This window comes from Vibrio eleionomae (genome assembly GCF_009874545.1).
GTDB classification, from domain to species: Bacteria; Pseudomonadota; Gammaproteobacteria; order Enterobacterales; family Vibrionaceae; genus Vibrio; species Vibrio nitrifigilis.
Genome location: NZ_WEKT01000003.1, coordinates 191,128 through 216,865, shown reverse-complemented (window position 1 = coordinate 216,865; position 25,738 = coordinate 191,128). Strand labels below are relative to the sequence as shown.

Sequence of the window (25,738 nt, the reverse complement as noted above, 5' to 3'; positions counted from 1 at the left end):
CTATTCTTATTGGTCAGGATCACAGCATGTAAATTGAGACAGTGCACTTTATGAATTTAACTTATCAAAAATAATTTTTACATAACTATTAAGTATATAAAAATTAGATTTTAGTTTTTTTTTGCTTATTTAACCGGAAAACGTACCTTTTTTACCCATCCAACCATAGCAAAATTACCTTTTTTTCGGCAAGATTAGCCGTCCTCTAGCTCTCTCACCCGAAGTAGGCCTTATTTCCTTTTCATAGATGTTGAGAGAACTCTCTTAACGTACTTCACAAGGAACCTTTCTATGTCTGTCTATGACACAGTTTGTATGATTGCCGCTGTCGCTATCATCATCTCCTTGATAAACCATCGATTCGGTCGATTCCAAACTACGATCGCAATCACTGGTTGGTCAGTTCTTATTTCTGCTGTGCTTCTAACACTGAGTTACACAGGGTTACTTTCGGTTGGAAATGAACAACCTATCGTTAATATGTTGAATAACATTCAATTTGACGATTTTCTATTAAAAGGCGTTCTTGGTTTCTTACTGTTTGGCGGCGCGTTAAACATCAACCTTAACCACCTCAAAGACCAAAAGTTCGAAATTGCATTTCTTGCATTAGCGGGCACACTATTCTCTACTTTCTTTATCGGTGGCGCTCTTTGGTTTATCTTTGGTGAAATAGGTATCAACATTGATTTTATCTATTGCTGCCTATTTGGTGCATTAATCTCACCAACCGACCCAATTGCTGTACTTGCGATAGTCAAGAAAATGAAAGCGCCACAACGAATCTCGACTCAGATTGAAGGGGAGTCATTATTTAATGACGGCGTTGGCCTCGTCGTATTCGTCACTATTTTCCAAATTGCTTTTAGTTCGGATACGCCGACTATTGGTGGCACTATTGAACTTTTCGCTCACGAAGCTATTGGCGGTGTACTCTTTGGTGCAGTGTTAGGTGCTCTATTCCACTTCTTGATTAAAACAGCTCACGATAGCTTAATGCGTATTATTTTAACCATGCTAGTTCCTACAGCAGGTTATGTCATGGCGGAACATATAGGCGTATCCGGCCCCCTAGCGATGGTTGTGGCAGGCATTATTGTCGGTAATATCACCCGCACTATCATGACTGAAGAAGAATCTTTCCAGTTAAGTCACTTTTGGGAATTAGCGGATGAATTCTTAAATGCGATTTTGTTCCTACTTATCGGCCTAATTATGGTGACATTTACTTTCCACAGAGTCGACCTTGTCGCCGTTATGATTGCTATTCCTTTGGTTCTTTGCGGTCGTTTTCTTAGTGTTCGCCTTTCCTATGTTTGTTTTAATCGTTTCCGGAGTTACAACTCAGAATCCGTGAAAATTTTAACATGGGGCGGCTTACGCGGTGGTTTAGCTCTCGCAATGGCGATGGCAATACCTTCAGGTATCCAAACGCCATTTGCTCATGTTGAACTAAAAGAGATTATCGTATTAATGACTTATGCCGTTGTACTGTTCTCTATCATTGTGCAAGGTTCAACCATTACACCCATGATCTCAAAAGCAAAGAAAATTGACGCACAATCAGCAACAACCAAAGAGTCTCACGCTTAAATTGACTCTTTTAGTTGCTGCAAAATAATAAGGCCCAGTCAAAGACTGGGCCTTTCGTTTATCACATCTACTGATTAACTGTTTTGAATACCAACAATTAACCAAGGTGCATTTGGCACGGTTAAATCGCGCTCTAAGTGCCAGATGTCTTCAATATCTTCTTCAACACCTTCAACGGCATCGCGGTAACGTCCCGAAAACTGTAAACTTAGCTGCGCTTTTTGCGCATCGTAATCACAGCGTACGATTTCCGCGTCAACATACATCACATCGGTATGCTGCTCACCATGAAGCTTCGCTCGTTCATTTTTTAAATCTTCAAATAAGCTTTCTGAAACATACTCATGAATCTTGTCAAGCTGATTAAAGTTCCATGCGCCTTGTATCACGCGGTAATGCTCACGAGCACCATTAACAAAACCTGCTTGATCAAAACCTGGGGGATAATTATGTGGCACATCGCTGTGTGCTTGAGTACCGAATCCACCCGCATTTTGTGGCTGTTCGAAATTATGCACATTTGGCTGTTCATACTGGTTACGATTCGCGCCGCCAAATGCCGGTTGCTGCTGGTTCATACTTGCTTGCTTAGAAGCCAAGACTCCACGCAGTAAACGGAAAATGAAGAACGCAATAAGACCAATAATTAAAATATCCATAAATTGGATACCTTCAAAGGCCCCGCCAAAGAAAGCTGCTAACAGGCCGCCAGCTAATAAACCGCCAAGTAACCCACCCATTAAACCTTTACGATTATTATTAGGGGTTGCTGCTGTTTGATTTTTAGTTGTTGTGCTGTTGTTTGAATATTTCGGTGATGGTGCAGTTTTGAAACTTTTACCAAACGAACCGCCGCCACCAAACTTCTTCGCATCCGCGTGAGGAACAACCATCACGGATACCATCAGTAGGGCAACGAATGAGAAAAAACGTTTCATAGACTTCCTTTTTTAAATGAACTGGCTCAAACCAGACTTTTTCTAACAATGAAATGATAGCGGCTCTGAGTAAACATGAAAATCTTTTCATGTTATGGACTTGTATCAGAATATTGCAGGCAGATATGTTGACGCTCAGGTAGCACACCATTAAAATATTGAACATTGTACATAATTTTACTATTTCGCATGGCAAGAAGAAACGATCATACAAGGGAAGAGTTGATTAATCTGACCCTCGACGCCGTAAATGGCTTTTTAGAAGAGCATTCTTATCACGATCTTAGCTTACGCAAGATTGCAGGCATGATTGGTTATGTTCCGAGTACGCTTGTCAACGTGTTTGGCAATTACAATTTGTTACTATTGCATGTGGTAGCGAAGACACTGGATAACCTTTCCACTCAAGCGAAAGATGTAGTAAGCCAATGTAAAGATCCGGAACAGGCTCTATATCAATTAGCTTATTGTTATCACGATTTTGCTCAAGCTAACCCATTTCGTTGGCAGCTCATCTTTGAGCACAATATGAATGGTGAAGTATTGCCAGAATGGCAACAAGACCGCATCGATAATATGACAACTATGTTGGAGACATTACTTAAAGTGATTGCCCCCCAACGGACAGATTACGAGGTATTACAAGCAAGCCGCGTATTATGGTCAGGCGTTCACGGCATCACGCTACTTAGTGTCGATGACAAATTTTTCGCTGCAGAGCCGATCGATGGTAAAGAATTGATAGAAAACTTATTGTCCCACTATCTGACTAACTGGTAAGCCCAAAGGAACTGGCATGACAAAATCTTCTTCACTGCTATTTCAACGGCGCTTCTTCCCTTATTTTGTCACCCAGTTTTTCGGCGCTTTTAACGATAATATTTTTAAAAACGTGTTACTACTTTTTGTTGCCTTTGCTGGTGCAGAATCACTCCCCGTTTCAAGTAACTTATTTATTAATCTTGCTGCTGGCTTATTCATTCTCCCTTTTTTTCTTTTTTCTGCCTCAGCAGGGCTCCTTGCAGACAAATATGAAAAGTCCGCCTTTATCCGTAAAGTCAAACTATTGGAAATAGCGATAATGCTATTGGGAGCCATTGGATTTGTGACCCACAGTTATGGCGTATTATTACTGATTCTTTTTTTGATGGGCACTCAATCAGCCATCTTTGGTCCAGTAAAATATGCCTTACTCCCTCAGCAATTAAAGCCAAGTGAATTAGTTCCAGGAAATGCGCTCGTCGAGACAGGGACATTTATGGCGATTTTATTAGGTACGATTGGTGCAGGGATCATCGCCTCGCTTGATTTCTCCGCAGAGATAGCCGCTGGAGCCGTCGTCATATTTGCCTTTCTGGGTTATTTGGCTAGCCGCTGGATTCCTCAAGCACCAGCCAGTGCACCTGAACTGCGTTTTCGTTGGCGACCTATTGCCCACACTAAGCGTACCCTTACGATTGCGAAAAGTAATCGCACCATTTATCGCTCCATTTTAGCCATAAGCTGGTTTTGGTTTTTAGGGGCTTCCTATCTAACCCAATTTCCAAACTTTACCCATCAATATCTGCATGGCAGTGAGACCGCCGTTTCATTTTTGCTCGCACTATTCTCAGTAGGTATCGCTTTAGGATCTTTGCTGTACGATCGATTAACCAAGCATCGTATCGAACTTGGGTTGATTCCTCTTAGCGGTTTTGCGATCACTTTATTTGGCTATCTTTTTGCCACACAGATTCCGGAGGCCTTACCTAATTACGCAAACTTCATCCGTTTTGTTAGCGCTAGCGTGTTATGGCCTACCTTTGGATATCTATTTCTACTCGGGATGAGCGGAGGAATGTTTATTGTGCCTCTCTATGCTCTAATGCAACAAAAAGCCAAAGTAAACGAGCGTGCTCAAGTGATTGCAGCCCTCAACATCTACAATTCACTATTTATGGTATTAAGCGCCATTTTAGGGATCGTCGCATTAAGTGTTATTCATCTTTCTATCCCACAATTGTTCGGCTTATTAGCCATTTTTAATCTTATTGTTTCCATCGCTCTGTTGTATCAGTTTCCTGTGCATGTAACGCGGTTATTTGTCTGGTTGATGACGAGAACCCTCTACCGAGTACGAGAAAAGAATCTAGAACAGCTTCCGCAAGAAGGCGGCGCTTTATTAATTTGTAACCATGTCAGTTATATGGACGCATTACTTCTCAGTGCAGCCTCAAATCGCCTTATTCGTTTTGTGATGGAAGAAGATTATGCGAACTTCCCTGTTGTTGCTGGATTCCTACGCCGCGCTGGCGTGATTCCAATTAATGCACGCCGTGGAAGCACCATTCGCCGCGCATTTGGCGAAGTAGAACAAGCTTTAAAAAATGGTGAACTCGTCTGTATATTTCCAGAAGGTCGCCTCACACCAGATGGAAACATACAACCCTTCATGCGCGGATTAGATATCATTCTGAGCCGTTGTAAGGCACCAGTCATCCCGATCGCTTTAAAAGGGCTATGGGGGAGTTATTTTAGCCGGTACAAAGGACGAGCCTGTAAAGGTGTGCCTTCATGCTGGTTAGCAAAAGTTGCCATAGAAGTTGGTGAACCTATCGCGCCAGAACACGCCAATATCGAGAAGCTTCAACTTGCCCTCACTAATTTGCGCGGCGCGGCAGAATAAACAGAAGATTGATGCAAAATGAGTGAGCGCTTGTGACACCACTTCCCTCACTCTGTAATCTTTTTATCTTGAATAGTCACTTCGGTTATTTCCTTCCCCAGACAGCCCTAATCACTCACCGTAACTATGAATGATTAATACTATCACCGTTCTAATTCGCCCTGATTAAGCTATCTAATTAAACTGTCTGTCCTGATAAAAATAACGAAAGAAGTGTGTTGTACATTGCCTGCCCTTTTAAAACTCCGTCCTTTTTATGCTGTCTGTCCTGTTAAATTTTAAGGTAACACTTTGTAATGCATTGCTTTTACCTTTACGTTCAATTTTACTGAACACTTGTTCAAAACATTAAGACTTTTTGACAGTGTGACTTACGTTACAATGGCGTCTCACTCGTTATTACTTTTTGGCCTGATTTATGAAACTTAAGCATATTCTCTTTTGGGCAGGGCTTTTACTCTGTCTTACTCCCGTATTGACGTCTCCTACTGCTCTCGTGCTTGGTTTTTTTATCTCCTCACTGGGGTTAATTCCAGAAGGACTTGCCATTACTAAAATGACCAAGAAGCTGCTTTCTTACTCCATTATCGGATTGGGGTTTGGTATTCCGCTCCAGCAAGCCTTAAGCGTGACCAGCCATGGCATTGGCATCGTTATTTTCACAATTATCGGTACGTTAGTGATTGGATCGATGGTGGCAAAAGTCATTGGACTAAATAGTAAAACAGGACACCTAATTGCATCCGGTACGGCAATTTGTGGTGGGAGTGCGATAGCAGCGGTAGCCCCAGCTATTGAGGCAGATGATGACCAAATAGGCTTAGCGCTAGGGACTGTATTCGTTTTAAATTCGGTGGCGCTGTTTGTCTTTCCGATGATTGGGCATTTAGTCGGACTTAACCAACAAACTTTTGGGACATGGGCTGCGATTGCAATTCATGATACATCATCAGTCGTTGGTGCTGCGTCGGCCTATGGGACTGAAGCGCTGAAAACAGCAACAACGCTCAAACTGGCGCGAGCCTTATGGATCATTCCTGTGGCTTTCTTTAGTGCTTTTTTATTTCGTAGTGAATCGAAAAAAATCTCGATCCCTTACTTCATTTTGTTTTATTGCTTGGCGATAGCGATTACCGATCTCCTGCCACAGTGGCAAGTTTTCTACCATGGAATTTTTATGGTATCGAAACAACTATTGGTGGTGTGCTTGTACTTAATTGGATGTGGTATATCGATTGGTCGCCTTAAACAATCTGGCCCTAAGCCATTTATCTTCGGCGTATCATTGTGGATTACAATATCTTGCTCGTCTCTTGCTTGGCTTTTAACTCACCCGCTTTAATTTGGAATAGATAAGCCAAAGTCGCCACCAGCAGGAATGCAGAGAGCTCAGACACGGAACGTAGCCATCCTTGCTGTGTGATGGCTACAACTAATTGAAGAACAATCGTAACAACTAACAGAATTTTCGCTAACACAGTCTTTATCCTAAATTCACTGATATCTAGGATTATTATGCGTTGAGGTTATAAGAAGAGAAAATTCTGTTTTCATCTATCTCATAACTTTTCTGTTAAAAAAAGTCTAAGAATTGGTTTTGCGTTGCTCATCAACCCACTGGCACAGGGCTTTACGAGACACTTTAATCCCCGTTTGAGTCAATACTTCCGGCATCACGTAATACGCAATTGGCCATTTAAATTTCTCTAGTTTCTCTTGGCACCAGTGATCCCAGCTTGCTTTGTCTATAGTTCTGCAACCTTGCAATACAGCAACGGGGCGATGTCCGTATTCATCATCCTCAACAGGAACGACCATTGCCGTCTGAACGTGCGGATGTGCATTTAATACGGCTTCTATTTCTTCACAGTGAATATTCTCTCCACCGGATATAAATAGGTTATCTGCACGCCCGATGACCACTAATTCTTCCCCTTGCCAATAACCGAGATCTTTACTGTCAAACCAGCCCGAATCGTCTGTGATAGACACCAGATATCCCTGACGGTAGTAACCCGAGGCTAGCGTCTGACCACCAATAAAAATGCGTTCCCCTCGAACTTCAAGTGCGCGATTGGGAATAATGCGGCCGACACCTTCACCACTTTCTACTTTACGAGCAGTCATTGTCGACGCAGCTTCTGTCATGCCATAGCCCAGCCAAGTTTCAATACCGAGCTGCGCCGCTTGCATACCAAGTTCTTGAGGAATATGACTTCCCCCTAATAGCACATGGGTTAATGTCAAAGGTTGACGACTGTCGAGAAGACGCTTTAACTGCACTGGAACAAGCGATGCGTGGCTCACACCATGAATATCAGAGAGTAAATCGCCATTACCAAGTTTTAAGCACGCCCCTGCTACTAACCATCGATAGATGATCGATAAGCCCGAAACATGATACATAGGTAAGCTAAGTAACCAACTGTCCTGTTCAGAGAAGGTAAACCACTCTAATAATCCCTGAGCAGAAGCAAAGTGCTGCTGGTGAGTATGCGCCACAGCTTTAGGCGTTCCTGTGGAACCTGAGGTAAAGATCAGACTTGCTAGGTTATTGATATCGTAATGATCTTCTGGACCACCACTCTCATCTTTTGCAACTAATTCGATGACCGACACATCACGTTCTAAAGCCACGATTTCTTTACGAGATACTTGCGCAGAGGGTGCTAACCATACCCATGCTGATTGGCCTGCTTTATATAAGGTATCCAGTTTAGGCTGCAGTTGGGCAACGGGTTGTGGCATCGTCAGCGCGCAGATCGCGCCAACTTGGTGTGCCGCTAAAAATATCATCAGTGTTGAAGGATGGTTCTTACCGACGATAGTTAAAACATCGCCAGAACGAATTCCCTGAGCCGTTAACTGTGAAGCGTACTGATTTACCTGATCGCACAGCATTTGCCAAGTTAGTGTTTGCTCTGAACTTTGCAGTGCAACTCGATTTGGCGCTTGCTGACACCACTGTTGCCAAGGCGTCATAGCGACTGAGACTCCGCTTGCCATACGATAGTTTGACTATTTAACTCGGCCACAGGTAAGGAACAACCCGGCCATGACACTTCTAACTGTTCAGCAAATAACCCGATTGTATCCAATCCAGGTACTTCGTTAGGTAGTTGCCAATGAGCTAAACGGGCAAGTTGATTTAATCCGAGGCTTGATTCGATACTGGAACTGATCACGGTTTGCAGTTTTGCTTCTTTTGCCGTGTTGATCAAGTCGATACAACGCTGCACAGAGCCTATTAACGTTGGCTTAATAATAATCGCCTTACCGCCCATCAAATCCCCCAAACGAAACTCAGGGTTACGCACAGATTCTTGCAGCGTTTCATCCCAAGCGATGGAAATCCCCGTATCAATCGCAAACGAGATACTATCAGAAGGAGAACGACACGGCTCTTCGAGAAACGTGATTCGATGGCGCATTGACGGCGCAATATATTGCGCAAATTTTTCTGCTTTTTCTTTGGTCCAAGAGCGATTGGCGTCCAAACGCAACTTAAGATCAGGCATCGACTCTAAGAATAAATTCACCAACATTCCATCCCGGATAGGTTCGTAAAGCCCCACCTTCACTTTTGCCACTTTCTCACCTGTCATTGCATTTAATGCAGGAAGAAGATCATCAGGATCGCCAGTACATAAAGGCGCAGCTTGGTAATTACCTTCTAGTGGCAATTCACCCGCGAGTTCGAGCTCTGCCATAGAAAGCCCAAAAGCAACAGATGGGAACAGAGCATCATAATCGAGTGCTTCCCCTTGTAGCCAAAGTTCGAGCTGTTCCTTCGCTAATGCTCCAGCTTCTTCAACGCCTTCTTGGCTAAAGCCGGGTAATGGCGCGATCTCACCGCGGCCAATATTCCCCTGCTCGCATAATTCAACAATGAAACCTTCACGTTCTTTTAGTCTGTTGTCACGAAGAATCACACCACTGTCCATTGGCAGGGTGTAGCGATACAGTTTTGCGCTGCGCATATCAATCCTAATACATTGGGTAAGTCAAAGTTCATTAAGTACGAGTAAATTACGAATCAAATACTTAATGCGAGACAGCAGCGATTAACTAACGGCTGCTTGCCTTAAATAATGAGATGTCGATGAGCTGGCGTAAATGACACCTTGGTCTAACTCAGCGACATATCATCACTTGATAAAACAGTGGGGACAAGGCTTCCCCACCGTCATTGCGGCCCCATTTAAATAATGAGGTCAATTCTCTCTATGGGTTACGAGGGAATTTGCTGAAGTCTGGACGACGTTTTTCGTTAAACGAGTTGCGACCTTCTTGACCTTCGTCAGTCATGTAGAACAGCATAGTTGCGTTACCTGCCAACTCTTGAAGCCCCGCTTGACCGTCACAGTCTGCGTTCAATGCTGCTTTTAGACAACGTAGTGCCATTGGGCTGTGTTGTAGCACTTCACGACACCAACGAACTGTTTCTTTTTCAAGATCAGCAAGCGGCACAACCGTATTCACTAAGCCCATATCCAATGCTTCTTGAGCATCGTAGAAACGGCAAAGGAACCAGATTTCACGCGCTTTCTTTTGGCCTACGATACGAGCCATGTAAGACGCCCCCCAACCGCCGTCAAATGAGCCAACTTTAGGGCCAGTTTGACCAAATTGAGCGTTTTCAGCAGCAATCGTAAGATCACACATCATGTGCAGTACGTGGCCGCCGCCAACAGCCCAACCAGCAACTTGAGCAATAACAGGTTTTGGACAAGTGCGGATTTGACGTTGAAAGTCCAATACGTTCAGGTGGTGAGTCCCTGTTTCATCTTTGTAACCGCCGTAATCACCACGGATTTTCTGGTCACCGCCAGAACAGAATGCATCTTCGCCAAGACCCGTCAGAATGATCACTCCAACAGCTTCATCGTAACGAGCATCGGCCAATGCATTGATCATCTCCTTCACTGTTTGAGGGCGGAACGCGTTACGCACTTGCGGACGCGCGATGGTGATACGTGCAATACCATCTTCTGATTTTTCGTAGTGAATATCTTCGTAGCTTGCGCTACAGTCTTTCCAAACAACTGGTGCGTAAAGCTCTTCTTCTGAAATGCCTACCGTTTTAGCCATGGTGATTCCCATTGTTGTTGTGGCCAACATTATCGCTCAATAAAATTAACTGCCACAATGTTGACGAATAAATTGTTGAAGTTCAGCAGCATATGCCAAAGGCTGCTCCTGATGAACATTATGTCCCGCCTGCGCTATTTGGCTGTATTGCAAGCCACTTTGTTGAGCTAATTGGCGAAACTTAGCATCGCGCTCCCCGCAGAGATAATGCATAGGTAAAGTGAGCGTCTTTAAGGTTGATAACAGATAAGGCTGCTTCGCTAAAGACGTTGCACGCAACATTTCTGCTACCTTGTTACCAAGATTATCACTACGTTTTGTGATCATTATTTGTCTTTGCTCATGGTTTAGCGAACTAAACACCAGTTGCTGATACCAATCGCTTAAAACCTGTTCAAGAGGCTCTTGCTCAAAACGCGCCGCCCAGTTCGTATCATTCACCCAACGAGCCTGTTTGGCCTCTTCATCAATAAGGCCAAAATTGCCGCCTTCGATGAGCCAACCTTTAACGTTAAGCTCTGAAAAAGCGCCGCTTGCAGCTGCTACCATGGCGATTCGCGCCCCTAATGAATAGCCAACGATGTAGCATGGCGTCTCGGCCCCTAGTTGTGCCATTACAACCTGAGCGACCATCTTGCAACAATCCTCAAATCCTGAACAAGAGACCGATTTACTAAGTCCATGCCCCGGCAGATCAACCGTTATCCATGGTAAATCAATGTGTTCCAATACCGGTTGCCAATCAGAGCCACTGCCGAGTAGACCATGCAAAAAGACCAATACCGGCTGTTGCGATGAAAAAGATGTCTGAGAACAGCAGCTACTGAGCATGAATTATCCTAACTGTTTAATTTGACCAACCAACTGCTTGATATGTTGCGATGCTTCTTCTGGTTGGCTCTTTATTTCAATCAGTAACGTACCGCGCCCTGAACTTAAGTGGGTATCGACTGCTGTTTGATAAGCGGTAACAGTTTCTGGACACAAGTAAGCTAAACCAAACTGCGCCGCAGCATGAGAGAAATCCATACCATGCGGCATTTGATATAATTTTTGCCGTTTTTCTGCTGGTACAGGCAACAAATCAAAAATAGCGCCACCGTCATTATTAGTGACAACGATAACCGTTGGTTGCTGAGTATGACGCATCATCGCGAGTGAATTAAGATCATACAATAATGACGTATCACCAATAAGCATTAAGAGCGGCTGTTGCGTCGCTCGCTGCACACCGGCTGCTGTAGCGACCAAGCCATCGATCCCAGAAGCGCCACGGTTAGCATAAACAGGTACCCCTGGTAAATCACTGAACATATCGGCTAGGCGAATCACCAAGCTATTACCTAAAAAGAGCGTATGTGAAGTATGCTTACGGTTTAAATCTAGTGCGATAGCCACTTCGCTTACTTTGTCACTATTTAGATGTAAAGCTGAGAGTTCACGACAGTGCATTGAATAACGTTTAAGCTCATCGCCCCACCCTGCATTCTGATGCTCAAATAGGGAGCGTTGGTTCAACCGCTGCTCAACCCACTGAGCAATGTCACACACCCAATGATGCTGTGGAAGATGCGTTTGATTTTGGCGTTCAGCTTGGCTCGAAATATAGTCGTAACCCACTTTATGTGACTGCACCTGTTGACTGAGCCATTGATTCAATCGCTTAGACACAATACGTGCACCAAATTGCACAATATGCTCACATTCGCTTAGTTTGTCTGTAGCACACTGATTTTGCAACCAAATATCGAAAAAAGCCCATTCAGAGCCAACCCCTGATTGTGGATCGCACAAGCAAGGCCAACCTAATTCATCAGCAAATTGCTTAGCGGCTTGCGCTTCGTTCAATTCAACAGCACCAATAATAACGACACCTTTTTTCTCTAACCAAGGCAAGGTTTGTGGAACCATCAATGCATTATCAACATAACGTTCACAGTATGGGGCGGATGATTGAGTCCAATCTTGCAGCGGCGCTAAATAATCTTGGTAAAGCTCATCGCTACAATTTGAGTAAAGCGGCTCTGGATATGGGCAGTTAATATGGATACTGCCACCCGTTTGTTGCTGCTGAAAATAAGCATTATCAATCGAGGTTAACAACCAGGCCAAAGGCACCTGAGTATTCGGTGACGGTAAGTTTAAGCTATGATTCACATGTGACGAGTAAATGCCGACTTGGTTAATTGCTTGATTAGCGCCGCAATCCACCAGCTCAACCGGTCGATCCGAGCTCAAAATGATCAGCTGCTCGCCAGTTAATTTCGATTCAGCAATCGCAGGCAATAAGTTCGCTACAGCAGTTCCGGATGTCACAATAACAATGACCGGTTCTTGACTCGCTTTTGCTAGCCCCAGCGCCATAAAACCCAGTCCACGCTCATCAAAGTGAGTATGCAGAGTAAATTGGCTATTTTGGTCGGCCTCTAATGTTAGCGGCGTAGAACGTGACCCAGGAGCAGCGCATACATGCTTGACCCCTAAACGCGCGAACTCAGCTAAAAGAGTTCGGCTCCAAATTCGGTTAAGTACCGCTTGATCGTGGCTCATACTGCCACCTCTAGCGGCTGGCTTTGCTCAATAAGACTTTTTAATGTAGACATTTTTTTGTTTAATTCTTGCCATTCATGCTCAGCGATCGATCCAGGAACAATACCCGCCCCAGCGAATAGGCGAACTTCATTCTCTAATACCAAAGCGCTGCGTATCGCGACACAAAACTCGGCACTATCTAGGCTAAAATACCCCATAGAGCCTGCATACCAACCGCGAATAAACGGCTCTTTTTCTAGTATAAAATCATACGCTTCTTTACGTGGTAAGCCAGCAACAGCTGCCGTTGGTTGTAATGCGTCAAGCAATTGTGCCTGCATATCTGTGTTGAGTGTGGCGGCGATCTTACGACGTAAATGTTGAACTTTGCGCAATTTCACCAATGAGACTTTCTCTTCCACCTCAATCTTATTCGCTAATGGCGTAATGCGATCGACTATATCATCCACTACATATTGGTTTTCATTTACGTTCTTTTCATCATTTAATAGCCAAGCTGATAATTGCTCGTCTTCTGTCCGATCTTGACCTCGGCCAATCGTACCAGCTAACGCTTCGGTATAGAGTTGATTGCCTGAACGTTGATATAAACGTTCAGGTGTCGACCCCATAAAGCTGTGTTTATCGTCCAACACCAACATAAAGTGAAAACTATGGTGATTCGCCGCTTTGCTGGCGTTCAATAACTGAGCTGCACTTAGATGGTTAGACAAGGCTAAACGAGTTTCACGCGCTAATACGACTTTCTTAAACGCATTTTTATCGATACCGCAAAGCACATCATCAATTAAAGACGCCCATTGTTCTTCGGTTGGAGAATGCGTGACATCAACAATCTCAGTATTAATTTTCTGCTGCTCAATGTCCTTCATCACTAAACTTTGTAGTGACTTAACCACCTTTTCAACGTCATTATTGATATTAACAGCCAAGAACCACCCATTTTGCCGACGGATCACTTCAATCTGTGGCAAAAAGAAGAGGGCTGACATACAACGGCGATTTTTATTAGTGCGCCCATCAAATGAACGGCCACCCCATACTCGTTGCTGCTCTCCCAAAATCGCATAGGCTGGCGTTGGCTCAGTAAATGTTGCCAATGCCCCTAATGCCACTACCTCTTCACTAGCGTCGCGTGACTGCCAATAAAATTTCGGGTAAATAGGCTGAGCATCAAGCCAATCAATCAATGACCATTCAGGGGCAGTATCTAATGGCAGTTCAATACGAACATCGTATTCTTTCGCTTGCTGAATACGGGTAATTAGCTGATGAATAAATTGGTGAAAGTTAGGCAAAGCAACCTCGGGAGAACAAGGGATTCGGTGTTTCAGTTGAGCTACTCTATTGAGAGAGCACACTGAAATCAAGGTTGTACAACATCTTTTTCCCCCTTGATTGTTCCAGCTCAATTTTGGTTACTTATCAATAACAATAATTTTTCAGATTTTTATTCTAAAAAATAGCTATTTAGTGTAGGTTGGTAATACAAAAATTTCACAATCAGGATTAAGACAATGCAAAATATCGAGATGTCGTCAAAACTCGATAATGTCTGCTACGACATTAGGGGTCCAGTACTCAAACATGCTAAGCGCATGGAGGAAGAGGGGAATAAAATTCTGAAGCTAAATATCGGAAATCCCGCCCCATTCGGCTTCGATGCCCCTGATGAAATCCTGGTTGACGTTATTCGCAACTTACCGACCTCACAAGGCTACTGTGATTCCAAAGGTATTTACTCAGCGCGTAAAGCAGTCGTTCAGCACTACCAGAAAAAAGGTCTGCGTAATCTCGATGTAGAAGACGTTTATGTGGGCAATGGTGTATCTGAATTGATTGTGATGGCAATGCAAGCACTGCTTAATAATGGCGATGAAATGCTTGTTCCTGCACCTGATTATCCTCTTTGGACTGCAGCAACCTCTTTGGCTGGCGGTAACGCTGTGCATTACATCTGTGATGAACAAGCAGATTGGATGCCAGATATTGATGATATCAAGAAGAAAATCTCGAAAAAAACTCGTGGTATCGTCCTTATCAACCCGAATAACCCAACCGGTGCGGTCTACTCACGTGACTTTTTATTAGAGGTCATCGAGGTCGCTCGACAAAACAATCTTATTATTTTTGCCGACGAAATCTACGACAAGATTCTCTATGATGGTGCGACTCATACTTCCGTCGCGTCACTAACAGACGACGTACTTGTAGCAACATTTAACGGACTTTCTAAAGCTTACCGCGTTTGTGGTTTCCGAGCGGGCTGGATGTTTTTAACTGGCCCCAAACACCTTGCCAAAGGTTACGTGGCTGGCCTTGATATTCTGTCGTCAATGCGTCTATGTGCCAACGTACCGATGCAACACGCGATTCAAACCGCGCTGGGTGGCTACCAAAGCATTAATGAACTGATCCTCCCTGGCGGCCGTTTGCTAGAGCAACGCGACCGAGCATGGGAAATGATCAATCAGATCCCGGGGGTTTCCTGTGTCAAACCGAAAGGGGCTATGTATTTATTCCCTAAATTGGACAAAAAGAAATTTAACATCAAAGACGACCAAAAACTGGTGCAAGATTTCTTAATTCAGGAAAAAGTTCTGTTGGTACAAGGTACCGGTTTTAACTGGCCAGAACCAGATCACGTGCGTATCGTCACCCTACCTTATGTCGAGACATTAGAAGTTGCCATCAGCCGATTCGAGCGTTTCTTAAGCACTTATCGTCAATAATCATTGCTGGCAATTGATTGAAATTTCTAAACGGGCTTAACGCCCGTTTTTTTATGGTCAGTTCTTCAATACTGAGGTTGGTGTATACGTTCGTCTTTTGTAAACTGTGGCTATGTGTTTTATAAAGGATGTCAAATCGCTATGAAAGAGAGCCATTTTTTTGCTCACCTTGCTCGTATGAAATTGATTCAACGCTGGCCATTGATGCGTTCTGTCTCCAGTGAAAATATTTCCGAACACAGTCTGCAAGTCGCTTTTGTCGCTCATGCACTTGCGGTCATTAAAAATAAAAAATTTGGCGGTAATCTCAATCCAGAAAGAATCGCAATTAAAGCCATGTATCATGACAGCAGTGAAGTGCTCACTGGTGACCTCCCTACCCCAGTCAAGTACTACAATCCTGAGATTGCTAAAGAATATAAAAAGATCGAGTCTGCGGCAGAAAGACGTCTCTTAGCCATGCTTCCAGAAGAGCTTCAAGAAGATTTTGCCCCCTTTTTGTTAGCCGAGGCGGCCGATCCCATTGAAGCCGCGGTCGTAAAACAAGCCGATTGCTTATGTGCCTATTTGAAATGTTTGGAAGAACTTAGCGCGGGTAACCAAGAATATGCCTTAGCGAAAAAACGCCTCGATGTCACGTTGAAAGAGCGTTATACCGAAGAAATGGACTATTTTCTCCACACATTCGCCCCAAGTTTTGAATTAACACTGGACGAAATAAGTTAACCAGTTGTAAATTCGAATAATATCTGCGGCAAAAGGAGGTTTTATGCCTTTTTCAATTGATGAACGCTGGCAAGAACGCAATAACGACGAACATAAGATTCGACGTAATGATCATCGCAGCCCATTTCAGCGTGATCGCGCCCGAGTCTTACATTCTGCTGCCTTTCGCCGCTTACAGGCCAAAACTCAGGTTCACGGCACCAACCTGAACGACTTCCACCGCACTCGTTTAACTCATTCACTCGAAGTTGCTCAAATAGGCACAGGTATTGTGGCGCAGCTTAAAAATAAGCAGCCTGAGTTTCGCCCGCTAATGCCATCCGATAGCTTGATTGATTCGCTGTGTCTTGCTCACGATATAGGGCATCCCCCTTTCGGTCACGGTGGTGAGATTGCATTAAATTTCATGATGCGTGAGCATGGTGGGTTTGAAGGCAATGCACAAACTTTTCGGATCGTAACCAGCCTTGAACCTTATACCGAGCATCACGGGATGAATTTGGCCCGGCGCACGCTATTAGGTTTATTAAAATACCCTGCGCTATTGAGTGAAACTCGCGCTGAAAAACAAGCTGAAGCAGTTACTAACCCCCGTCAATTAAAAGCACGAGATTGGATGCCCGCTAAAGGGTTATATGACTGTGATAAAGCGTTATTTGATTGGGTATGCGAGCCTCTCTCTGCGGACGATAAACAGCGATTAGGCACGATGCGCGAAGCGCCTAACTCACCTTACGAACACCGAAAGACTCAGTTCAAATCACTTGATTGCTCGATAATGGAACTTGCTGATGATATTGCCTATGGTGTCCATGATCTCGAAGACGCCATCGTTCTCGGTATGGTCACACGAGCACAATGGGATGAAAGTGCCCACTTGGCGCTGAGTCACTATCCCGAGAGTTGGTTTGCCAGCCAAATTGATGAACTCACCAACATGCTTTTTTCTGGTAAACATTACATTCGTAAAGATGCGATAGGTGGAATTGTTAATGCCTTACTGACGAGTATTAGCGTAGAAGAAGTCGCGGGGGAATTCACAAACCCACTGCTCGCTTATAACGCTTATCTCGCACCAGAAATGGCCTACGCCCTTGAGGTTTTAAAAAAATTCGTCAATCAATATGTGATTCATATCCCCCAAGTACAACGCTTTGAATACAAGGGGCAACAAATGATTATGGATCTCTTTGAAGCGCTTAGTGCTGACCCAGAGCGTCTTCTTCCAGACGCCACCAGAGAAAAATGGTTGGAAGCAGAGGCAGCCAACAGCGATGGCATGCGCGTATTGTGTGATTACATTGCCGCCATGACAGACGGCTATGCGCAGCGCCTACACCAAGAGCTGTTTAGTTGTTAGGTCATTACTGCAAATAGTTACGTTCAAATACACCCGGCGGCATGTGGCGTATCTGCGTATCAATCATTTGTTCAAATGCACGAACTAAAGGAGTGAAATCTCGTTCTGGCTCAATCAACGAAAGAACATGATATCCCGCTTCTACTGTCGATAGAGCATTCTCACTCGGCGCCTTACGAATCCGGTAATTGCCTGATAACTCTTTCGGTAAATGCAAACTGGGTAAATGATGTAGCTGAGTGTTAATTTGCCACATCTTAAATGCTTTTTTCCACGTGCCATCAAGCAAAATGACACGTGTTTTTTTAGTGTCTCCACTTACAGACATAATCTCAGTGGCGACAACAGACACATCGCTGGGATAAAGCACATAATGATCCACGCCATCTTCATTCAACAGTTGCTGTAACTCATGATGCTCACGAAAATCTTCCCCAACAAAGCACTGACTGTTCGGCAACGAGAGCGATAGAATCCGCGCCGATCCCATAGGACGATGTTCTTCTGTCGGATGCTGAAGAATGATAAGCTCAACATCCGTTTGAATCGACTCAATTGATGAGCAAATACAGACTTTAAGTGCTTTACCACACTGGGAACAATATCGGGACATAATGTGAATCTTTACCTATTGCTGCTGTTAATCAGTTTTGTTTGCCTAGGGCTTCAATATGAGCCACTGGCTCACTTCACGGTGTGGACACTACCTGCGATAGAGCACGGCCAGTGGTGGCGCATCCTAACAGGAAACTTCGTTCATACCAACTTTGCTCACCTTGAAATGAATTTAGCAGCTTTATGGCTCATTGGCTTTATTTTCAAACCCTCAGCCAAGAGACTTGCGGTTCTATTGATCAGTATTAGCTTCATTGTCGGAACCTTACTCCTCTTTACCTCCCTTACTTGGTATGTGGGGCTATCTGGTACGTTGCACGGATTGTTCGTCAGTTTGGCGCTAAAAGAAGCCTTAGAAGGACGCAAGTCAAGCTGGTTATTATTCTTTGGTGTCATTGCTAAAGTGGCGTGGGAGCAGACATTCGGTGCTCCAGAAGAAACCGTCAGACTCATCGGAGCCCAAGTCGCGATACAAGCACACCTCATCGGTCTTTGTGGGGGATGTTTGATTAGTATGGTGCTGTGGTGGTATCAAAATCATCGTGAAATCAAATGATACAATTGATAATAATTATTATTCTAGCTTTATCTTTCTGAATTGATTAACCTTTGCCAAGTCATTAACGAGCTATCCGTGGTAAGGACAGATTCATGCAACTTAGCCAAGCCTCTTCAGATTTACCGACTTTTATTGCTCAATATCCAGAGCTCAATTCGCTACCTATTGCATCAGAACAATGGTGGCAAACTGCTGCTGAAATTGGGACACCATTATTGGTGAAGATGACGGAAGATTTATCTGAGGCCTGCTTTATTTGGCGTAACACAGTCGATTACGATGTTGCAGCTGTGTATGTTGATATCCATGGCATTACCGATCACCACAGCTTTAATCCTGATACATTTACTCGTTATAAAGAGACTGACCTTTACTATTTTTGTTGTCAGCTACCCCACGCATGGCGTGGCGCTTATGCAATAGTTCCTGTTTCTGAGTTAGGATTACAGCCTACGTACCAAGGCCCCATAGCAGAACAAAAACAGCAGCATCGCCGCTGGCTATTAACAACCATGCACCAATTCGCCGTTGTTGACCCACTACAAAAACGCAACCTTCCCCATTGCCCATGGGGCCAAGAATTTTCCCCTTACTCAATGCCTGACGCGCCTTCTCAACCCGGCTGGCAACCTTTCGACCAAAGCGGCGGCCAATTACGAGGACAGGCACATTTAGAAACGTTCAACTGGCACTCCGAGAGCATGAAAAAATCTCGCCGCGTTTGGCTATACAGCACAGCACCAGAAGGAACATCAGATATTCCTTTGGTTATTCTTCAAGATGGGGATTTTTGGGCAGAAGAGTTGCCGATATTCTCAGCCCTAGATGACAACACGCATAGTGGGTACTTACCCCCAGCAGTCTATGTCATGATTGATGCTATCAACCCACGCCATCGAGGTGAAGATCTTCCCTGCAATCCAGCATTTTGGCAGGCGATTCAAAAAGAGCTTTTGCCGATAGTGGACACTTACTATTCAGTAACGAAAGACCCGCTAAAAACGGTCGTTGCTGGGCAAAGTTATGGTGGTTTAACATCAATGTATGCTGCGCTAAATTGGCCTCATCGCTTCGGTTGCGTAGTGAGCTCGTCAGGATCATTTTGGTGGCCTCATCGCCAACAAATTCGTCAAACATCCAAAGATGAATCATTACCAGAATTAGATGCGAAATTTGTTGATTTTATTGAAAATGAACTCGATAAAAAGGCCGTGATTCGCTCTTATCTTGACGTTGGGTTACGTGAAAAACGTATGGTAGAACTCAACAAACAGGTTGCCGATGCCCTACTTCAACATGGTCAATCACACACTAAATACGTTGTCTACGACGGCGGTCATGAACGCCTCTGTTGGCGTGGTGGATTAATGCAAGGGCTACATTACGTGTTATCAGGACACACAGATTAATTACTGACTGATTAGCTATTTTGAAGGGCTTATTACAAGGACAGTCAAGTTAGTAATAAGCTCCTATTCGGACAGTCATGATAAATTAAGCAAGTAAGAGCGTTAATTGTCATTTTCTTATTGAGGTACATGAGCAACTCAACGTACTTTCTTGTTTATATCTGGTTCGAGTTGTGAAGAAGTGGTATGTCAGTGAGAAGTTAACCACCGAAGAGAAGATGTTATAAACAGATTCCGTGGATTCGATGCTGTTTGAGATGGGCTTTAGCTTGCTTGAGTTGATGTTGAGATCCAACCCACTGAGTACGTTTTCCTTCTATTGCTGAACATATCGCTAAGAATGTGTTTTTGTCGGTATGAATTCGCCGCATAATATTGGGCATAGTGTTATCAATTTTCCCTCTCTCATCATCTCGATGTTGCCTACCAACACAATCAAGTAATTCCAAATACTCATTGAAATTAAACGGAATACCTTGATTTTTCTCTTGGTGTTCATTACCAGAAAAAGGAAATAATTCGTTTGGTTTAACCTGATGAAGTGCCATTGAATCAAGTCGATATTTAATTGATGTATGAATGGACGTTTCTGGTGTTGGTGCGATTTTCGCTCGTACAGGGTTTAAATCGACGTAAGTCATAGCTGCCAACAATGCTTGCTCATCTAATAAAGCTTGAGACTTAAATCGTCCTTCCCAAAAATGCCCGGTACAACCATCTTCGACATTGGCCTGCTTGGCAATATCCATGTTGAGATCTTTCATCATCCAACTCAATGAATACAAACGTTCTCGCCACTGATTAACCAACTTTTGTGCCGCTCTCTTCTCTGATTTCGTCATCAGTTCCCTAGACAGATATCTGACGGTCAGAGGGTGTAAGCTATGAATTTTTCCCCAACGTTCAATAACCTCATGATCAGAAAGGTCCTTTGCTTTTTCTCTGTTCACATGAACAACCAAATGGTAATGATTACTCATCACAGCATAAGCGCAGACATCAATACAGTAGATTGTGGCTAGTAGTAAAATACGTTGTTCAACCCATGCCCTTCTATGCTCATAACTTTTGCCAGAAAACTCATCGAAGCCGCAAAGATATGAGCGACGAACGCAGCGAGAAACACAGTGATAATAAGGCGTAATATTAAGATCCACAGTATGTTTTCGGGCGGTTGTCATAATCAATATCCTTGATAAGGGGGATATCAATGTTTTACATCAAAAACTGAACCTATTGCCTTGTGAGCGATAAAACTGCGAGAGAATTCAAAAAGACCAGACGAAATTAATTTGTCTGTCCTTGCAGATGAGAATGGTAACAGGCCGCAACTTATGATGACTGTCCTTACTAAAAAGAGCGGCAGTAATGTGTCTGTCCTAATAAAAGATGGGCAGTAAAAAGCCCTGCGGAGCAGGGCTTGGAAGGTATTATACGATTGGGCGTTGACCGCGATTTAGAAGTTTCATAAATACGCTGTCGGCAGCTTCACCAGCAACACCAGAAATTTTATCAGTGAGCTTTTTCTTCTGCACATATTGCACCGCAAGAACGGTTTTATCTTTGCAGGCATCTACCACTAAGTCGTCTGATGTTTTGATTTCATCGACTAGACCAAGCTCTAATGCTTGAGTACCAAACCAGTGTTCACCTGTTGCCACTTTATCAAGCTCTAGTTCAGGGCGGTGAGTACGGATAAAGTCTTTAAAAAGAACATGCGTTTCTTCCAGTTCTTGTTTGAATTTATCGCGCGCTTTATCGGTGTTTTCACCAAACATTGTTAAGGTACGTTTATACTCACCAGCGGTAAGCTGTTCGTACTCAATATCATGTTTTTTCAATAATTTGTTGAAGTTTGGTAGCTGTGCAACCACACCAATTGATCCCACAATAGCAAAGGGCGCAGAAACGATTTTATCAGCGATACATGCCATCATGTAGCCACCGCTTGCCGCAATTTTATCTACAGAGATAGTCAGTGTTAGACCCGCGTTTTTAATGCGATCTAATTGAGACGCAGCCAAACCATAGCCATGAACCATGCCACCACCTGATTCTAAGCGCAGCATCACTTCATCACCCTCTTGAGCAACCGCTAAGATACCTGTGATTTCTTCACGCAAAGCGCCAACTTCTTTTGCATCGATACTGCCATTAAATTCCAAGACAAAAACATAAGGAGCACGAGTAGAAACTAATTCACCCGCTTTCGCTGATTTTTTAACGTCTTTCTCTCGAGCTTTATTTTTCTCTTTTTCAGCTTTCTTTTCAGCTTTATGACGTGCTTTTAAAAATGCATCGTCATGCAAATGGTGCTCTAACTCTTCAACAGTGTGTTTATGCTTTTCGGTTAAGTTAGTAACAACTAATTCCCCTTTCGCACTATGATGTTTTCCACCGACGGATTTGACGATGACTAACAACACAACAACAGCAACAACAATCGTCGCTATCTTGGCCAGAAACAGACCATAGTCCATCAAAAATTCCAATGTTCATATCCTCTTTAATGCGAATTAGTGTATTGTAACCATCTTGTCACCCAGACTGAAACGAAATTCTAACAATTAGGAGTCACATATGGATTATTCCGTCTCTCCCGATACTTTAAAAGGTAAAGTCATCCTTGTCACAGGTGCTGGTGATGGTATTGGTAAACAAGCCGCGCTAAGCTATGCCGCACATGGGGCGACAGTCATTTTACTTGGCCGTACCGTGGCTAAATTAGAACAAACTTACGATGAAATAGAAACCGCAGGATACCCAAAACCTGCGCTCATTCCTCTCGATTTAAAAGGTGCAACATCGCAACATTATCATGCAATGGTATCCACCATCGAAGAGCAATTTGGCCAATTAGATGGTGTTTTACACAATGCAGGCTTACTCGGTGAATTGTGCCCATTAGAACAAATCGCAGAAGCGACCTTTGATGATGTCATGCAAGTGAATGTCAAAGCTCAGTTTTTGATGACTCAAGCTTTATTGCCTCTGCTACGTCAATCCAAGGACGCACGTTTAGTCTTTACCAGTTCTACAGTGGGCCATGAAGGTCGTGCTTATTGGGGCTCTTACTCCATCTCTAAATTTGCCACAGAAGGTATGATGCAGATTTTGGCGGATGAATTAAGCAATACATCGGTCCGTGTTAATGCGATTAACCCGGGTGGCACTCGTACAGACATGCGCGCCTCTGCTTTTCCGGCAGAAGATCCCAATACGCTAAAAACCCCGCAAGATATTATTCCATTGTATGTATATCTGATGGCTCCAGAAGGACAGGCGATACACGGTCAATGCATCGATGCGCAACCCAAGCGCTAAATACATGAATATGCATACAGGTACTTACTAAAAGGTAAGTACTTGTTTGTTCTAATGTGGTGTTTAGACTAAGACTCTTCACTAATGCTTGTTATCAAGCAATTAGCCAACAAGGAAGCGTCTTATTATGAAACTGTATTTCACCCCAGGAGCCTGTTCTGTCGCTCCACATATCGTATTAGAAGAGCTAGGTCTCCCCTTTGAACTTGTTCAAGTCGATCTTAAAGAGAAAAAAACAGAGACTGGCGAAGATTATCTAGCGATCAACAGCAAAGGTTATGTACCGGCTCTGCAATTAGACAATGGTGATCTTCTAACTGAAGGATTGGTGATTTCACAATACATTGCCGATCTAAAACCAGCAGAGAATCTTGTTCCATCCTCTGGTGAAGCTCGTTATCAGTTACAAAGCTTAATGGTGTTCATCTCTACTGAAATTCACAAACCAATGGGGTCGATGTTCAATCCTAAACAATCGGCGGATGCCCGTGCCAGCACTGAAACACTGCTCAACAAACGTTTAACTTGGATTGCTGACACTCTAGGAAATAACGATTACTTATTCAATAATCAATTTTCTATCGCTGATGCTTACTTGTTTACCGTTTTAAACTGGGCAGGCTTTGTGGAATTTGATCTTTCTCCTTGGCCTACACTGCAAGCATTTTCAGCCCGTATCGCAGAGCGTCCAGCCACTCAAGCAGCACTAAAAGCAGAAGGGTTAATCTAACATTTAGCCACCACCAGTGGTTATCACATCGTTAACTATCCTTATGAGTGCAATAAAAAAGGTCGAACTGAATTCAGTTCGACCTTTTTATATTTCAAGCTAGAGATAGCTCACCACATGATTATTTCTGTAGTGGTGTCGCCATTTTATCTCGAGCGCCAACAGTCTTACGCATCTCTGCTACTTGGTCAGGCGTAATCTCTTTTGCGGTATTACCCCAAGAGTTACGAACATAGTTTAGAACGTCAGCAATTTCTTTGTCGTTCATTTTCCAAGCAAATGATGGCATGCCTGCTGCAGTAGTACGTACATGTGTAAACGGTGCACGAGTACCTTTTAGCATTGCATGGATAAGGTTTGTTGGATCTTCCGCTGCAATCGTTTTATTTTTTGCAAACGCAGGAACCATACCAGTAATACCTTCACCTTCTAGGCCGTGACATGCTGAACAGTTTACCTCGTAGTCGAGGCCTGCTCGTTTAGTCACATCCAGTTTAGGATAAGTTTTACCACCTTCAGACGCTGGTAACGCTTTTAGATAAACGCCAATCGCTTTCAAATCACTATCAGTGAAGTATTGAGTAGAGTGCTGAACTGCTTCTGCCATAGGGCCTGATGCAACAGCAATACCGTTTGAGCCTGTTTTTAGGTATTCAGCAATACCATCAACGCTCATTTCACTAATACCATTATGTGGATTTGGCGTTAAATCTGGTGCATACCATGTACCTAAGTTACCACCTTGCAGATACTTACTCTTAATTTCTGCACCGATGAAGTTACGTGGGTTGTGACACGCAGAACAGTGACCGCCGCCATCAACAAGGTATTTACCACGATTATATTCATCACCTTTTGCTTTATCTTCAGTAAAACCAGTATTGTCGAAGAACAACATATCCCAGCCAGCCAATGATAGGCGAACGTTGAATGGGAAAGGCATATCTTTCGTTTCTTCAATGTCGTTTTTCACAGGTTTCACTGTTGAGAAGTAAGCCCATAGGTCATGCATATCTTGGTCAGTGAATTTCACATATGCAGTGTAAGGCATTGCAGGATATAAGAATCCATGTGAACCAATACCTTGACGTACCGCATTGAAGAAATCACGCTCAGTCATATTACCAATACCAGTTTCTGGATCGGGTGTAATGTTTGAGCTATATAGTGAACCGAACGGAGTTTCGATATCGTAACCACCCGCCATTTCACCATGACCTTCAGTGTGACAAGCAGAACAGTCACCAAGGCGCATGATATATTCACCACGCTTAATCGCCGCAGTATCATCTGTTTTAAATTCAGAAAGTTTTACTGTGTCGTCAGCCGCATCGGAACGAGACAGATCAAACGTTTTCCATAGCATCCAACCGGCTACAATCGCTACGATAACGACGAGTAGCACGATAATGCGAATGATTTTTCCTTTTTTCGTACTCATCG

23 protein-coding genes are annotated in these 25,738 nt (G+C 43.6%); 11 read left to right on the top strand and 12 right to left on the bottom strand.

Annotation, left to right across the window (positions count from 1 at the left end):
* Window positions 1-291: 291 nt before the first annotated feature.
* Window positions 292-1,593, top strand: coding sequence for a cation:proton antiporter (locus F9817_RS03240; RefSeq protein ID WP_161153522.1), 1,302 nt, complete (start codon window positions 292-294; stop codon window positions 1,591-1,593).
* 74 nt (window positions 1,594-1,667) lie between these two features.
* Here the strand turns inward: F9817_RS03240 and F9817_RS03235 are convergent, their stop codons facing one another.
* A complete protein-coding gene (locus F9817_RS03235) occupies window positions 1,668-2,531 on the bottom strand; it encodes a Tim44 domain-containing protein (protein ID WP_161153521.1) in 864 nt (287 codons plus the stop codon).
* A gap of 189 nt (window positions 2,532-2,720) precedes the next feature.
* Here F9817_RS03235 and F9817_RS03230 point away from each other — a divergent pair, with 189 nt between their 5' ends.
* From F9817_RS03230 to F9817_RS03220, 3 genes are all read left to right on the top strand, one after another.
* Window positions 2,721-3,311, top strand: a complete 591-nt coding sequence (locus F9817_RS03230) for a TetR/AcrR family transcriptional regulator (RefSeq protein WP_161153520.1) — start codon at window positions 2,721-2,723, stop codon at window positions 3,309-3,311.
* Window positions 3,312-3,327: 16 nt separating this feature from the next.
* Window positions 3,328-5,196 (top strand): MFS transporter, encoded by a 1,869-nt coding sequence (locus tag F9817_RS03225; protein ID WP_161153519.1) that lies wholly within the window; start codon window positions 3,328-3,330, stop codon window positions 5,194-5,196.
* A gap of 418 nt (window positions 5,197-5,614) precedes the next feature.
* Window positions 5,615-6,538 (top strand): YeiH family protein, encoded by a 924-nt coding sequence (locus F9817_RS03220; RefSeq protein WP_161153518.1) that lies wholly within the window; start codon window positions 5,615-5,617, stop codon window positions 6,536-6,538.
* Here F9817_RS03220 and F9817_RS23805 read toward each other — a convergent pair.
* The 7 genes from F9817_RS23805 to F9817_RS03190 all read right to left on the bottom strand — a co-directional run bounded on the left by F9817_RS23805 (window position 6,489) and on the right by F9817_RS03190 (window position 14,138).
* Entirely contained in the window at window positions 6,489-6,674 is a 186-nt protein-coding gene (locus F9817_RS23805) for a hypothetical protein (protein WP_196122672.1), read from the bottom strand. The genes F9817_RS03220 and F9817_RS23805 overlap by 50 nt on opposite strands.
* Before the next feature lie 106 nt (window positions 6,675-6,780).
* Window positions 6,781-8,202, bottom strand: coding sequence for an o-succinylbenzoate--CoA ligase (menE, locus tag F9817_RS03215; protein ID WP_202436323.1), 1,422 nt, complete (start codon window positions 8,200-8,202; stop codon window positions 6,781-6,783).
* Window positions 8,175-9,176 (bottom strand): o-succinylbenzoate synthase, encoded by a 1,002-nt coding sequence (gene menC / locus F9817_RS03210; RefSeq protein WP_161153516.1) that lies wholly within the window; start codon window positions 9,174-9,176, stop codon window positions 8,175-8,177. The genes menE and menC overlap by 28 nt, the downstream gene beginning before the upstream one ends.
* 244 nt (window positions 9,177-9,420) lie before the next feature.
* The gene (menB, locus tag F9817_RS03205; protein ID WP_161153515.1) at window positions 9,421-10,287 is read right to left on the bottom strand and encodes a 1,4-dihydroxy-2-naphthoyl-CoA synthase; all 867 of its coding nucleotides are present in this window, start codon (window positions 10,285-10,287) and stop codon (window positions 9,421-9,423) included.
* Between the two features lie 45 nt (window positions 10,288-10,332).
* The gene (gene menH / locus F9817_RS03200) at window positions 10,333-11,118 is read right to left on the bottom strand and encodes a 2-succinyl-6-hydroxy-2,4-cyclohexadiene-1-carboxylate synthase (RefSeq protein ID WP_161153514.1); all 786 of its coding nucleotides are present in this window, start codon (window positions 11,116-11,118) and stop codon (window positions 10,333-10,335) included.
* Between the two features lie 3 nt (window positions 11,119-11,121).
* Window positions 11,122-12,837, bottom strand: a complete 1,716-nt coding sequence (gene menD, locus F9817_RS03195) for a 2-succinyl-5-enolpyruvyl-6-hydroxy-3-cyclohexene-1-carboxylic-acid synthase (RefSeq protein ID WP_161153513.1) — start codon at window positions 12,835-12,837, stop codon at window positions 11,122-11,124.
* Complete coding sequence (locus F9817_RS03190; protein ID WP_161153512.1) at window positions 12,834-14,138, bottom strand: isochorismate synthase; 1,305 nt, start codon at window positions 14,136-14,138, stop codon at window positions 12,834-12,836. The genes menD and F9817_RS03190 overlap by 4 nt, the downstream gene beginning before the upstream one ends.
* Before the next feature lie 219 nt (window positions 14,139-14,357).
* Between F9817_RS03190 and F9817_RS03185 the strand changes: the two genes are divergently transcribed.
* The 3 genes from F9817_RS03185 to F9817_RS03175 all read left to right on the top strand — a co-directional run bounded on the left by F9817_RS03185 (window position 14,358) and on the right by F9817_RS03175 (window position 17,658).
* Window positions 14,358-15,572: a pyridoxal phosphate-dependent aminotransferase gene (locus tag F9817_RS03185; RefSeq protein ID WP_161153511.1), complete on the top strand. Its 1,215-nt coding sequence runs from the start codon at window positions 14,358-14,360 to the stop codon at window positions 15,570-15,572.
* A gap of 141 nt (window positions 15,573-15,713) precedes the next feature.
* The gene (gene yfbR, locus F9817_RS03180) at window positions 15,714-16,298 is read left to right on the top strand and encodes a 5'-deoxynucleotidase (protein WP_161153510.1); all 585 of its coding nucleotides are present in this window, start codon (window positions 15,714-15,716) and stop codon (window positions 16,296-16,298) included.
* A 43-nt stretch (window positions 16,299-16,341) separates the two neighbouring features.
* A complete protein-coding gene (locus F9817_RS03175; protein WP_161153509.1) occupies window positions 16,342-17,658 on the top strand; it encodes an anti-phage deoxyguanosine triphosphatase in 1,317 nt (438 codons plus the stop codon).
* Window positions 17,659-17,662: 4 nt separating this feature from the next.
* Here F9817_RS03175 and F9817_RS03170 read toward each other — a convergent pair whose 3' ends face one another.
* Complete coding sequence (locus F9817_RS03170) at window positions 17,663-18,271, bottom strand: tRNA-uridine aminocarboxypropyltransferase (RefSeq protein WP_161153508.1); 609 nt, start codon at window positions 18,269-18,271, stop codon at window positions 17,663-17,665.
* A gap of 3 nt (window positions 18,272-18,274) precedes the next feature.
* Between F9817_RS03170 and rrtA the strand changes: the two genes are divergently transcribed.
* Complete coding sequence (gene rrtA / locus F9817_RS03165) at window positions 18,275-18,829, top strand: rhombosortase (RefSeq protein ID WP_161153507.1); 555 nt, start codon at window positions 18,275-18,277, stop codon at window positions 18,827-18,829.
* A gap of 95 nt (window positions 18,830-18,924) precedes the next feature.
* Window positions 18,925-20,241, top strand: coding sequence for an enterochelin esterase (gene fes, locus F9817_RS03160; RefSeq protein ID WP_161153506.1), 1,317 nt, complete (start codon window positions 18,925-18,927; stop codon window positions 20,239-20,241).
* A gap of 221 nt (window positions 20,242-20,462) precedes the next feature.
* Here the strand turns inward: fes and F9817_RS03155 are convergent, their stop codons facing one another.
* On the bottom strand, window positions 20,463-21,422 hold the full coding sequence (locus F9817_RS03155; RefSeq protein WP_161153505.1) for a transposase: 960 nt from the start codon (window positions 21,420-21,422) through the stop codon (window positions 20,463-20,465).
* Window positions 21,423-21,671: 249 nt separating this feature from the next.
* Window positions 21,672-22,733 carry a protease SohB gene (sohB, locus tag F9817_RS03150; protein WP_202436322.1) on the bottom strand — a complete coding sequence of 354 codons (1,062 nt, stop codon included), beginning with the start codon at window positions 22,731-22,733 and terminating at the stop codon, window positions 21,672-21,674.
* A gap of 88 nt (window positions 22,734-22,821) precedes the next feature.
* Here sohB and F9817_RS03145 point away from each other — a divergent pair, with 88 nt between their 5' ends.
* Window positions 22,822-23,565, top strand: a complete 744-nt coding sequence (locus tag F9817_RS03145; protein ID WP_161153504.1) for a YciK family oxidoreductase — start codon at window positions 22,822-22,824, stop codon at window positions 23,563-23,565.
* A gap of 127 nt (window positions 23,566-23,692) precedes the next feature.
* Window positions 23,693-24,295 carry a glutathione transferase GstA gene (gene gstA / locus F9817_RS03140; protein WP_161153503.1) on the top strand — a complete coding sequence of 201 codons (603 nt, stop codon included), beginning with the start codon at window positions 23,693-23,695 and terminating at the stop codon, window positions 24,293-24,295.
* Between the two features lie 121 nt (window positions 24,296-24,416).
* On the opposite strand, the gene F9817_RS03135 is transcribed toward gstA, so the two are convergent.
* Window positions 24,417-25,736: a c-type cytochrome gene (locus tag F9817_RS03135; RefSeq protein ID WP_161153502.1), complete on the bottom strand. Its 1,320-nt coding sequence runs from the start codon at window positions 25,734-25,736 to the stop codon at window positions 24,417-24,419.
* Window positions 25,737-25,738: the final 2 nt, after the last annotated feature.